This window comes from Flagellimonas amoyensis (assembly GCF_003058265.1).
Lineage (GTDB): Bacteria > Bacteroidota > Bacteroidia > Flavobacteriales > Flavobacteriaceae > Flagellimonas > Flagellimonas amoyensis.
Genome location: NZ_QBUK01000006.1, coordinates 279491 through 291994 on the forward strand (window position 1 = coordinate 279491; position 12504 = coordinate 291994).

General features: G+C 43.2%; 10 protein-coding genes and 2 tRNA genes. 8 read left to right on the plus strand and 4 right to left on the minus strand.

Features of this window, described 5'->3' with window-relative positions; translation table 11 throughout:
* Nucleotides 1-58: 58 nt before the first annotated feature.
* The gene (folK, locus tag DB398_RS10740; RefSeq protein WP_108424377.1) at nt 59-1204 is read left to right on the plus strand and encodes a 2-amino-4-hydroxy-6-hydroxymethyldihydropteridine diphosphokinase; all 1146 of its coding nucleotides are present in this window, start codon (nt 59-61) and stop codon (nt 1202-1204) included.
* 116 nt (nt 1205-1320) lie between these two features.
* On the opposite strand, the gene DB398_RS10745 is transcribed toward folK, so the two are convergent.
* Nucleotides 1321-1860 (minus strand): RNA methyltransferase, encoded by a 540-nt coding sequence (locus DB398_RS10745; protein WP_108424411.1) that lies wholly within the window; start codon nt 1858-1860, stop codon nt 1321-1323.
* A gap of 147 nt (nt 1861-2007) precedes the next feature.
* Between DB398_RS10745 and mutS the strand changes: the two genes are divergently transcribed.
* Nucleotides 2008-4590, plus strand: a complete 2583-nt coding sequence (gene mutS, locus DB398_RS10750) for a DNA mismatch repair protein MutS (protein ID WP_108424378.1) — start codon at nt 2008-2010, stop codon at nt 4588-4590.
* Here mutS and DB398_RS10755 read toward each other — a convergent pair.
* Nucleotides 4587-6998, minus strand: a complete 2412-nt coding sequence (locus tag DB398_RS10755; RefSeq protein ID WP_159076390.1) for an outer membrane beta-barrel family protein — start codon at nt 6996-6998, stop codon at nt 4587-4589. The genes mutS and DB398_RS10755 overlap by 4 nt on opposite strands.
* A 240-nt stretch (nt 6999-7238) precedes the next feature.
* On the opposite strand from DB398_RS10755, the gene DB398_RS10760 reads away from it, so the two are divergent.
* The 5 genes from DB398_RS10760 (at nt 7239) to DB398_RS10780 (ending at nt 9788) form a co-directional block, all read left to right on the plus strand.
* Nucleotides 7239-8345 carry a sensor histidine kinase gene (locus DB398_RS10760; RefSeq protein WP_108424380.1) on the plus strand — a complete coding sequence of 369 codons (1107 nt, stop codon included), beginning with the start codon at nt 7239-7241 and terminating at the stop codon, nt 8343-8345.
* Nucleotides 8330-9073, plus strand: coding sequence for a LytR/AlgR family response regulator transcription factor (locus tag DB398_RS10765; RefSeq protein WP_108424381.1), 744 nt, complete (start codon nt 8330-8332; stop codon nt 9071-9073). Before DB398_RS10760 ends, DB398_RS10765 begins: the two co-directional genes overlap by 16 nt.
* Nucleotides 9074-9219: 146 nt before the next feature.
* Nucleotides 9220-9292, plus strand: a tRNA-Gly gene (locus DB398_RS10770).
* A gap of 120 nt (nt 9293-9412) precedes the next feature.
* The gene (locus DB398_RS10775) at nt 9413-9679 is read left to right on the plus strand and encodes a GIY-YIG nuclease family protein (RefSeq protein WP_108424382.1); all 267 of its coding nucleotides are present in this window, start codon (nt 9413-9415) and stop codon (nt 9677-9679) included.
* A 25-nt stretch (nt 9680-9704) separates the two neighbouring features.
* Nucleotides 9705-9788, plus strand: a tRNA-Leu gene (locus DB398_RS10780).
* 210 nt (nt 9789-9998) lie between these two features.
* Here the strand turns inward: DB398_RS10780 and DB398_RS10785 are convergent.
* Both DB398_RS10785 and DB398_RS10790 read right to left on the minus strand, forming a co-directional pair.
* Nucleotides 9999-11072, minus strand: a complete 1074-nt coding sequence (locus DB398_RS10785; RefSeq protein ID WP_108424383.1) for a helix-turn-helix domain-containing protein — start codon at nt 11070-11072, stop codon at nt 9999-10001.
* A 45-nt stretch (nt 11073-11117) separates the two neighbouring features.
* Nucleotides 11118-11744 carry a hypothetical protein gene (locus DB398_RS10790; protein ID WP_108424384.1) on the minus strand — a complete coding sequence of 209 codons (627 nt, stop codon included), beginning with the start codon at nt 11742-11744 and terminating at the stop codon, nt 11118-11120.
* A gap of 326 nt (nt 11745-12070) precedes the next feature.
* Here DB398_RS10790 and DB398_RS10795 point away from each other — a divergent pair, with 326 nt between their 5' ends.
* Entirely contained in the window at nt 12071-12355 is a 285-nt protein-coding gene (locus DB398_RS10795; RefSeq protein ID WP_159076391.1) for a MerR family transcriptional regulator, read from the plus strand.
* Nucleotides 12356-12504 lie beyond the last annotated feature (149 nt).

Here is a 12504-nt window from a genome sequence, read left to right on the forward strand (position 1 = left end):
TAATCTGTCCCAAATATAACCATTGTAGTATTGTTTTGTTTACTTTGTTTCTTCGATTATGGTCAGAAAACAAAAGGTATATCTTTCGCTGGGAAGCAATTTGGGCAATCGCCGGGCAACTCTACAAAAAGCTGTTTTTCGCATCCAACAACGCGCAGGATCTGTATTGGACATTTCATCGGTGTATGAAAATCCGGCCGTAGGTTTTGAGGGGGACGATTTTTTGAACATCTGCATTTCCCTACTGACCCCACTTTCGCCAGAAGCGTTGCTTGATACCCTGATGCAAATTGAACGGGATTTTGGTCGTGTGCGCTCGGAGACAAAGGCGTATGGCTCCCGGACCTTGGACATCGACATCGTTTATTATGGCACAGAGGTCATCCATACGGACGAATTGGTGGTGCCACATCCGCAGATGCAACATCGGAACTTTGTACTGAAACCATTGGCGGACATTGCCCCCCAATTTTACCATCCCGTGTTCCAGAAAGACACCCGAAACCTATTGCAGGAATGCAAGGACCGCAGCAAGCTCATCAAAACAAAATACCGATTGTTCAAGGACCGTTCGGGACTGTATTCCCAATTGCAGTTCATCGCCATCGAAGGGAATATCGGTGCGGGCAAGACCACCCTTTCCAAGATGATCGCCGAGGATTTCAATGCCAAATTGGTACTGGAACGCTTTGCCGACAACCCCTTTCTGCCCAAGTTCTATCAGGACAAACCCCGCTACGCATTTCCTTTGGAAATGTCCTTTTTGGCGGACCGTTACCAGCAGTTTATGGACGACACCTCACAGTTTGACCTGTTCAAGAATTTTATGGTGAGTGATTATGACATCTTCAAATCGCTCATCTTTGCCAAGGTCACCTTGCAGCAGGAAGAATTCAACCTGTACCGAAAGCTGTTCAACTTTATGTACAAAGAGGTGAAAAAACCGGAAATCTACCTTTACCTCTACCAAAATACCGAACGGTTGTTGGCCAATATCAAGAAAAGGGGCAGGGACTACGAGCAGAACATGGACCCGGATTATTTGGAAAAAATCAATCGGGGGTATTTGGATTTCCTGAAGGACCACCCGGAACAGAACAGCCTCATCATCGATATGGGCGAGCTGGACTTTGTGAACAATCCGACCGATTATGAGTCCATTTTGGAGATGCTCGATGATAACATCCTTTCATCCCAATTTTAGGAGAATTTTTAGAAAATGTTTGGATATAACGATTGGTTTTATTTTCTTAGAGCCCTCTTAATAAGGAACTAACTAACTCAAACTTTATATCGGGCCCTGATTTTTCAGGGCTTTTTTCATTTTTGGGCATTCAGTTTGGACCAGAGATCCCATACCACTACCCCAGCACTTACGGAAATATTCAGGGAATGTTTGGTCCCCAACTGCGGAATTTCCAAAACGGCATCACTGGCCGAAACCACTTCTTGGGCAACCCCCTTGACCTCGTTGCCGAAAATCAATGCTACCGTTGTTTCGGGGTCAGTTTGAAATGTATTCAACATGATGGCATTCTCGGCCTGCTCCACGGAAATGACCTTAATGTGTTTGGATTTTAGTTCCTCAACCAGTTCCAGGGTATCCTTTCGGTATTCCCAATCCACACTTTCGGTGGCACCAAGCGCTGTTTTTCGGATATCCTTGTGGGGAGGCGTCGCCGTAATGCCACAGAGATAAATCTTTTGCACCAAAAAAGCATCCGCGGTCCTGAAGACCGAACCAATATTGTTCAAGCTGCGGACATTGTCCAATATGACAATGATAGGCGTCTTTTCCGCTTCCTTGAAACTGATGACATCCAGTCGTTCCAATTCGCTATTTTCCAGTTTTCGATTCATTTTTTTAACCATTGGGGGCAAAATATCAACAAAAATTTTGGGAACATGATGAAAGCGATATATTCGTCTTCCACTCAATTTATGGGACAAAAATAAACGAATAAAATCGCTTTGGCAGCCAATAAGACAAAGAAGGTAACCCCGTTGATGCAACAATACAACACCATCAAGACCAAACATCCTGATGCACTGTTGCTCTTTCGTGTGGGCGACTTTTATGAAACGTTCGGGGACGATGCCATCAAGGCCGCCAAAATATTGGGTATCATCCTAACCCACAGGAACAATGGTGGCGATAAAACGGAATTGGCCGGATTTCCCCATCATTCCCTTAACACCTATCTACCCAAATTGGTAAAGGCGGGGCAACGGGTGGCCATCTGCGACCAGTTGGAAGACCCCAAGATGACCAAGAGCATCGTAAAACGTGGGGTGACCGAATTGGTGACTCCCGGTGTGGCCCTCAACGACGATATTTTATCGGCCAAGAGCAACAACTTTTTAAGTGCCATTCATTTTGGCAGGAACAAATTGGGTGTCTCCTTTTTGGACATTTCCACAGGGGAATTTTTGACCTCCGAAGGTTCTGTGGAGCAAGTGGACAAGCTCCTTCAAAATTTTGCGCCCAACGAAGTATTGGTCTCCAAAAACCATAAAAAGGAATTCACAGAATATTTCGGTAACCAATACCACAGCTTCTTTACGGAAGATTGGATTTTTCAGGAAGATTATGCCTTGGAAAGCCTGAACAACCATTTTGGCACGAAAACCCTTAAGGGTTTCGGTATAGACCACCTCAACCATGGAATCATTGCCTCGGGGGCCGTATTGCATTACCTATCGGAAACACAACATAGCCGCCTACAGCACATCAACCAGATCCAACGCATTGCCGAGGAGGAATATGTGTGGATGGACCGGTTCACGATCCGAAACCTGGAACTCTACCATTCCCCCCATCAAAATGCGGTGACCTTGTTGGACATTATCGACAACACGCTATCGCCCATGGGTGGTCGATTGTTGAAACGCTGGTTGGCCCTTCCTTTGAAAAATCTGGAGAAAATTCAGCAGCGCCATCAAGTGGTGGCCCATTTGAAGGAACATGGTGATCAATTGGAAAAGATGCAGCACTGGATCAAACAAATGGGAGATCTGGAGCGACTCATTTCCAAATTGGCAACCGGAAAAATCAATCCGAAGGAAGTCATCCAACTCAAAAATTCATTGGAAGCCATCGTGCCCATAAAATTAGCAGCACAGGACAGCACCAATCCTTCCCTACAAAACATCGGGGAACGTTTGGACGCCTGCGAATCCCTTCGCTCCAAAATCAAAGAGGTGTTGAACGAGGAAGCTCCTGTGAACCTAGCCAAAGGGAACACCATCGCCCAAGGCTACTCCGAGGAATTGGACGAATTGCGCAACCTTGCTTTTTCCGGGAAGGATTATCTGGACAAAATGCTGGAACGTGAGACCGAACTTACAGGAATCACTTCGCTCAAAATCGATTCCAATAACGTGTTCGGTTACTACATTGAGGTGCGCAACACCCACAAGGACAAGGTGCCTGAAGGTTGGATCCGCAAACAGACTTTGGTGAATGCAGAACGCTATATCACCGAGGAACTTAAGGAATACGAAGCGAAGATCTTGGGGGCCGAAGAACGCATCCTTCACTTGGAGCAACAACTGTTCGAACGCCTATTGGTGTGGATGCAGGAATTCATCACCCCCGTTCAACAGAATGCCCATTTGGTCGCACAGTTGGATTGCCTTTGTGGATTTGCACAACTCGCCAGCGAAAATAATTATGTGCAACCGACCATGGATGAATCCACTACACTGGACATCACGGAAGGCAGGCACCCAGTCATTGAAAAACAATTGCCCTTGGGCGAGCAGTACGTGACCAATGATGTACTACTCAACCGCGAAGATCAGCAGATCATCATGATCACGGGTCCGAACATGAGTGGTAAATCGGCTTTGCTGCGGCAAACGGCCTTGATTGTGCTCTTGGCCCAAATGGGAAGTTTTGTACCCGCCTCCGAAGCCAAAATTGGTGTCATTGACAAAATTTTTACCCGTGTGGGGGCCAGCGATAATATTTCCATGGGCGAATCGACCTTTATGGTGGAGATGAACGAAACGGCATCTATCCTCAACAACCTGTCCGAACGCAGTTTGGTGTTGTTGGATGAAATCGGTCGCGGTACCAGCACCTACGATGGCATTTCCATTGCTTGGGCCATTTCGGAATATTTGCACGAACATCCGGCCAGGGCCAAAACGCTTTTTGCGACGCACTACCACGAACTGAACGAGATGACCACCACCTTTTCTCGGATCAAGAACTACAATGTTTCGGTGAAGGAATTGGAAGACAATGTGCTTTTCCTTCGGAAATTGGTGCCGGGGGGCAGTGAGCACAGTTTCGGGATCCATGTGGCCAAAATGGCCGGCATGCCCCAACAGGTGATCCAAAAGGCAAACAAAATCCTGAAAAAACTGGAAAAATCACATTCCAGCGAAGAGATTTCAGATAAGCTCCAAGCCTCGCAAAATGAGATGCAGTTGAGTTTTTTCAACCTGGACGATCCACTTTTGGAAGAAATCAAGGACGAAATATTGCACTTGGACATTGACACCCTTACTCCCGTGGAAGCCCTAATGAAGCTTAACGAAATCAAACGGATGTTGAGCAAAAAGAAGAAGGCGACTTCCTAGTTTACCCGATTGAATTCCTCTTTTTCCAGATTGCGTGATTTTTTGTTCGCATTTCCTCCAAAACTTCTGGAGTAGGTCAACCTAAAAATGCGAGTAAAGGCCGATTCGTCCCGATACCGCGACCGCGTATCAATATCAAAAACAATGGGGGTCATCCCACTCAGGTGCGTATGGATATCCAAACTTCGGAACACATCGGAAACACTGAACTGTAAGGTTCCCCAGTCATTCTTAAACTGCTTCGAAATTCCAAAATTCATCACCCCAAAACCTTTCGTGGAATTGGTGCCGTTGTAGTGATCAAAATTGTACCAACCCGACAATTCCACATCCATTTGCCAAGGCAATTTGATGCTTTGGTTAAAGTTGAGACTCTGGTAGAAATAGGTCTTTGAGGCCGGATCGGGACTGTACGAAATCTTATAATCGCGAATGGCCGAAGTGGAGGACACATTGAGTCTGGCCCAAGGTGCCCATTGCACGGGAATGTTCAAAAAGAGACCTATACTTTTCTGATAATCTGCATTTTGAGGGGAAACCACCAAAATATCGTTCTGTGGTGTGGAGGTCAATTGGTATCGGATAATGGGGTCGATTTCCTTTTGAAGCGAGAGTCCCAAAGAATACCCATTTTTCACATATTCCAATTGTAGCGTATTAGTGATGCCGGGCCTCAACATGGGATTGCCCGTGAAAATGGCCGTGGGATCATTGTAATACAGACTCGTGACCAAATCGGAATAGGCGGGTCTACTAATCCGGCGATGATAATTGAGGTTGAGTTGTTTATTTTCCGAAAGTTGGTACTGGTAAGAAACCGATGGAAAAAATTGACTAATCTTGAAATCTTCGTCCGAAGTGGACAAGGTACGTCTCCAATCCTCATAGCGTAAACCAAGGTCGACCTTCGATTTCTCATGAAGTTGCATATGAAACTGAGCATACATTGCCCACAAGGTTTCATCACTTTCTACCAAGCTTTGGGAACGGGGATCCACAATCCATTCGCCTTCCAACTGGGTCTCGATCTTGCTGTCGTTGGTATTATCGGAATAACTGCCCTTGAACCCAAATTCACCTTCCACCTTGTCACTGAAGACATGGTTGTAATCCAACTTAAGTACCCCCAACTGGATGGTGGATTCACTAAAACCTCGATTCCCATCCGTAAAAATTTCGTTTTCCGGGTCGTAGGGCTCATCGTTTTCGTCAAAATATTCGCTCTTTGTGGTGGCCGGGTTGTCGTTGGTATAATTGAGATAACTCAAGTCCACGGCCAAACTGGAATGATCGGTAAGCTTGCCAGTCAAATACAAAGAAGAAATCACGTTCGCTTTTGTTGAGGTACCGTCAGAAACCAAATGCGACCTGAAATAATCCTGTCCTTCAATAATTCTTCCGTTGTTCACATTGGACATGGATCGGTTCTTGGCAAAATTCAAGGTGAGTTCCCCACCGAGTTCCACCTTTGGTGAAATTTGATAGCCCATTGCCAAATTTGCATTATGGGCATTGTTGTTATTGTTGAAATAGGTAGAAAAAATAGCCTGACTTGGCGCCCCAAGAATAGGTTGAAAACTGGTTCCCGACCCTTCAAACCCATTTTTGCCATGATCATGGAACAGGGAATAGTTGGCATTCAGGTGCATTTTCTCCGTTCCGAAGGAATAGCCCAAAGAAGTACTTGCCTTTTCCCAATAGCCATACCCCAAACTGGCACTGTAGTTCCACTGGCTGCCCTCGTTCAATCCTTTTTTGAAGATAATATTGATGATGCCCGCTCCCCCATCCGCATCGTATTTGGCCGAAGGCGAGGTGACAAGTTCCACCTTTTCAATATTGTCCGCCAAGGTGCTTTCCAAAAGCGCCATCACATCTTCCATGGACATCGATACCCTTCTACCGTTGAAAAGGACCGTAACCCCACTTTGCCCGTTCAAGGAAAACTGATTGTCACGCCGGTCCAAAATCACACCGGGCAATCGTTCCAATAACTGCATCGCATTACTACCCTTGGTCATGACACTGCTCTGCACGTTGATTACTTGGCCCTCCGGAGTACGTTGCACCCAATCCCTTCGTGCCGCCAATACCACCTCATCCAGCTCGTTCACATTTTCTGTCAACACCAAAGTGCCTAATTGCTGTGATGGTTCACCAGCATTCAAATAAAAAGGTTCCGTATAAAAATCTGAAAAACCGAGATAAGTAACACGCACTCTAAACGCACCAACTGCTTTGGTTTCCAAGGAAAAATAACCCGTATCGTCAGTTATGGCACCTGTAACCAAAGTTGTATCAACCGCCTGATACAACACCACATTGGCAAAAGGAACAGGATTGCCTTGTTCATCGTTTACCCTGCCGGTTACTTGCGCCAAAACTTGGGAGATTCCAGCAATCAACATAAGATTCACCCAAAGATTTTTACCAGTTAAATACTTGACTTTCATTTGTTTTGAATTGATTTCCACCAAATGAAGTTTGCTTTGTCCTACCAACATAATTGGATTGACCGAAGGGGATACTTAGTTGACTTCCTGCATCTTTTCCCAGATAATGATGTAAAATGTCGTTCGTCAATTATTTGCGGCAGGTCGTCAATTTGGTTCGAGAGCAAGGCCAAAAAAAGTAACTTGTACTGATTTATGAATTTGTGGATGGATTTCAACCGACTGAAAAAGATTGCCTTGCGACTCAAACTGTACCATATCCCCTTTTGGCTGGGATATCATTTGGTATGGTTGACCATCAATGTGGGCAGCCTTTCCGAAGTTTGGGAGTATCTGCTCCACAGCGACACGTCCGTCAAATTCTATTTTTATGTGATCTTTCAGATTATCGGGGTGTACTTCAACCTGTACTTTCTGATTCCGAAGTTGTTGTATGTCGGTCGTTATGCCAGTTATATTTTTTCGGTATTGGCCACCATTTTGGTCAGCAATGCCTTTATCGTTAGCGGATATTTTTTGGCTTCCTTTCTTTCCGGAAAGACGTTGTTCGAGCTGTTCGGGGTATATCCATATCAATTCACCACCATCTATTTTGTGTGGGCCCTGCCCTCCACCGTTGCCAGTATGACCTTGGGGATGAGCATCAAATTGGGCAAGAATTGGCTACAGGCCGAGAAAAGGCGGTTGCGACTGGAAAAAGAACACCTAGAAACCGAGCTCAAGTACCTGAAATCGCAGATCAATCCCCATTTTTTGTTCAATACCATCAATTCCATTTTTGCGTTGATCCATAAAAACCCAGATCTGGCCTCGGAATCGTTGGCGAATTTTTCGGACATGCTGCGCTTTCAATTGTATGAATGCAATGATGAACAGATTCCGTTGGAAAAGGAACTTCGGTTTATTGAAAATTTCATCGACCTGGAAAAACTGCGGTTGGATCCCGAACATACCGAAATGCAGTTCGATATTCTGGACCAAACGCTGCATCAAAAAACAATCGCTCCCTTTATCCTGATTCCCTTTGTGGAAAATGCCTTCAAACACGTTTCCAAAGGAAAAGGGCAACCCAATTTTATCCGAATGACTCTGAAAGTGACCGATACCTACCTCAAACTGGACATCGAAAACAGTAAAGGTCCCAATGGACTTGGCAACGAGGACGAACGACCCAAAGGCATCGGGCTGACCAACGTGGAACGTAGGCTGCATTTATTGTATCCTGAATCGTATTCGTTAGAGATTGATGATCAAAAAGATAGATTTTCCGTACTATTGAAACTGGAATGGCAAAAAAACTGAAGTGCATAATCGTGGATGACGAACCACTCGCCAGGGAGGTGCTGCAGGAATATGTGCAGGTCATCGACCATTTGGAACTGGTGTGCACGGTAGAAAATGCCCTGGAATTAGACCAAATGTTGGAAAAACAGGCCATCGACCTCATCTTTTTGGACATTCAGATGCCCTATTTGACGGGGTTGGATTTTCTAAAAGTCCGCCACGACCTGCCTATGGTCATCATCACCACGGCCTTTCCCAATTATGCACTGGACGGGTTTCGGTTCGATGTGATCGATTACCTGTTGAAACCCATCACCTTTAATCGTTTTTTTAAGGCGGTGACCAAAGCGGTTCGCTACCATTCCTATAAATCGGGCACTCAAGAACCTACCGAAACAACCGCTGAACAACCCTACTTTTTTGTAAAGTGCGACGGGCGGTATCAAAAAATATATACCTCGGAAATCCTATTTGTAAAGGCCTTGGAAAACTATGTGTTGATCCACACCACTTCGGACAAACACATGAGCCTGATGCCCTTGAAGACCATTGAGGAAAATTTGGACACGGAAGCCTTTATTCGGGTGCACAAATCGTACATCGTTCCCATTGCCAAAATACGGTCTTTGGAAAACCACGAGCTGATTTTGGAAGAGGGCCATAAAATTCCCGTAAGCCGAAATTACGCCAAGCAGTTACAGGACAAAGTATTGAAGGACAAGGTACTGAAACGAAAAGAGCCGTAAAAGCCCCTCGGATGGGCGAATAAAAAAAGGGCTGCTGGAATTTGGAGTCGCAGATCGTTCCATATTTTTATGGAAAACACTTTACATTTTAAAGAAATATATTAAATTTGCATCCGCGCTCAGAAAAAGTGCGGGTTCTTTTAAATGCGAAAATAGCTCAGTTGGTAGAGCATCACCTTGCCAAGGTGGAGGTCGCGGGTTCGAATCCCGTTTTTCGCTCGATTCCGACTCCGCTCAGTCACCACGAGTGGAGTTTTTTTTTACGTACAAGTCCTGCTCGAGTGGTGGAACCTGCCTGCCGGCAGGCAGGTTGGTAGATACGGATTGAAAAAGTGGATTATGTTCTATACTTATGCGATATATAGTTTGGAAAGAAATTATATTTACGTGGGTATCACTTCCAATACAGAAAGAAGGTTAAATGAACACAATTCAGGCAAAAACAAAACCACTAGGCCTTATAGACCTTTTGAGTTAGTTTTTGAAAAAGAGTTTCGGACAAGGGCTGAGGCCAGAATTGAAGAAAAAAAATTGAAATCTGGGTTTGGAAAAGAGTTTTTAAAGAATTTGATTCAAAACCAGAAGAAGCAACATACGAAAGATTAAGTCCTGTCATGCCTACGGCAGACAAGCTCGAGTGGTGGAATTGGTAGACACGCCGGACTTAAAATCCTGTGGGCATTTGCCCGTGCGGGTTCAAGTCCCGCCTCGAGTACTTTTAACCCTGTTAATCAATTGATTTTCAGGGTTATTCGTTTTTATCTAGACAACTATTAGACAACAAATTGACAAAGAGAATAAAATAACAAGTTTTTCCAGGGGAAACGCCAATTAAGCAAAAGGCCAAAAGCTATTACAACTTTTGGCCTTTTTTCATGACACGTTACATTATTTAAACTTCCAGTATCTAACATCTCAGATGAGATTATACTAGAACTCTTAATCTACCATTTCCAGATTTTGTATCACAAAATGTTTTGATTACATCCATAGGCAAACAAAATGCATCTGCCAATTCTTCATCCGAATAATCCAATTCAGTTTTATGCAATTCATATCCTTTGTAAAACGTAACAGGTTCATCAATGAAAACGTTGACCCCTTCGTTTCTTTTCAACCCTCTTCGGCTAAATTCCATATTGAGATATTTATACCTATCCTCTGGCATGACCTTTAAATCTCGTGCCCTCCTGATTATGGAGCTCATGGATGTAAGCCAGTAACGTTTTAGCTCAGATAAATATGACAATTTAAGCCCTCTGAGAGAATTTTTAATAATATCTCCTGGCATTAAAAACTCAGCAGCGAATCTATTTGCTTCCGACTCTTTGACCTTGGCCAAGTTTCGAGATTCAGGTATGGTTACATTGCCTAAAACATGAAATAATAAATGTCCTAGCTCATGCGCTAGATTGAAACGTTTTCGATCATTAGGAAAGTATTTGTTAAGAATAATAACTGGAAAACCGTCATCAGTCTGAATAGAAACTGCATCAAATTTCATATCGGATGGAATTTCAACAATAATGATCCCGTTTTTCTCTAGCAGGTGAAAAATATTCCTAACTGGCTCATCAGGTTTCAATCCTAACAATTTGCGTGTGTGTTGGGCCACATATTCTGGTGAGTAGCCCTTTTCTAAATCAAAAGTCTTTAATGTAAATTCCGGCCATTGAATGGATTCAGCCATACTATCCACTAGATAGCCTATTAACTTAATACTATATTCAAATTCATTTTTTAATTTTTTGGTGATTGTACTTTTTTTGCGGTAGTGTGCATTCTCAACTACATTTGAAATTCTCTTACTTAAAAAGCTTTTTGGGAAATTCAAAAAGTCAATAATCTTATCAGTCAAGTCCTCCGATAGTGCTTCCACACCTTTTTCAAATTTGGAAAGATTAGACTGAGACAATCCATCAATTCGTGAAGCAAGCTCTGTTTGGGTATAACCTCTAAACTCTCTTGCGAATGTAAGTTGTCTGTGGTTGATGCTCATAATTGTTCATACTAAAATAGGTCCGGTGAAACCATTTGTTAATTATCAGTTACTTTTTCTCTTTTTTTGGACCCCACCTTTTACAACTGGAATAACGGGATTATTGTCAATAGGATTAGTATTTGCAATAGTTCCTGTGTCATCCACGTCATTTTCGGTTATAGTCCACTTTACCTTATCCTCGTCAATATAAACCAACTTAGGATTAGTAACATTCCCTAGTCCATCCTTTTGATAACCAAAGAACAATATAGGGTTTTCCATCGTGCCTGCTGTATCGAACAATGGAAGGCTCAATTGTTGGGAAATGGCCTCTACCGACTTAGTCTTTATATTCATCGGCATATCCTTTCCATTTAATTTTTTGAAAAGCACCACAAATCCATTTACATTCAGCAAAAATCTTTTGTATTTGCCAAACTTCCACTTCTTGGGAAAATGTCTTTGAATACTCTCAATCATTTTAGAATTTAGCAATGAGGCTTCAAATCCCCTTGCCCTTGCTTCAGGTCTTGTCTGTACTACTTCTTTTTCGTAAGACATAAAAGCCTCTCTAAAGGCTTGGAACAATAGAGGTAAAACCTCCTTCAATTCGAGTTTGCACTCTTCTTCTGAGACAACTCTCCTTTTTCTTGGATTTCTCCAATCGTTTTGGTACATTTGTACTGTCATGTGAAAAAAATTTAGATAGTTTCACCGGAAACTATTAAAAGACAATCCCACTCCAATGGGATTTCTTTTTATCCACAAATATATAAAAAATAAATGAATATGGAAAATACATTATATAATATACGATCAAAAATGTATGTTTGGATGTCTGCTCCCATTTCATTCATCCTTCACAAATAGGAAAAACAATTTATGCCATAATCGATGTGAGTAGATTTAAGTCCTATCATCCCATGCGTTAATTTTCTGATTTGAAAATTTATTTGGGAAAAATCACCTCCTAATCAATGGAAACAGATTATTCAATAGTTGGCAACACAATTACAATGCGTTTGGACTACATGGACAAGCTTATGGAGAAAGTGACCAGATTGGCAGCTGATGCAGCGGTCGAAAAGTACAAGGAAGAGATGATGAAGGATGAAAAACTGACTTGTAATAGTGCATCCAGAAAAATTGGCGTAAGCAAGGCCACCATAATAAGGTATATCACCAATGGAAAGAAAGTTGGAGGAAGGACCGTCAGGCTAAAGGCCACTAGGACCGGACGGGACTATATCATTTCAAGGCTCGACCTCGAAGAGTTCAAAGGGCGACTAGGAATCAAATGACAGGGTCTGTCGGCATGGAACAACTATTTAATCCTTGATATCATTTTCCTCAAAAATCACATTGCCTCCTGATGGATAGGGCGGTCAATGTATACCACCTGCGGCGGATGAAAGTGAGCAGTGCAAATCAAGTGCACGAGATCGACTCA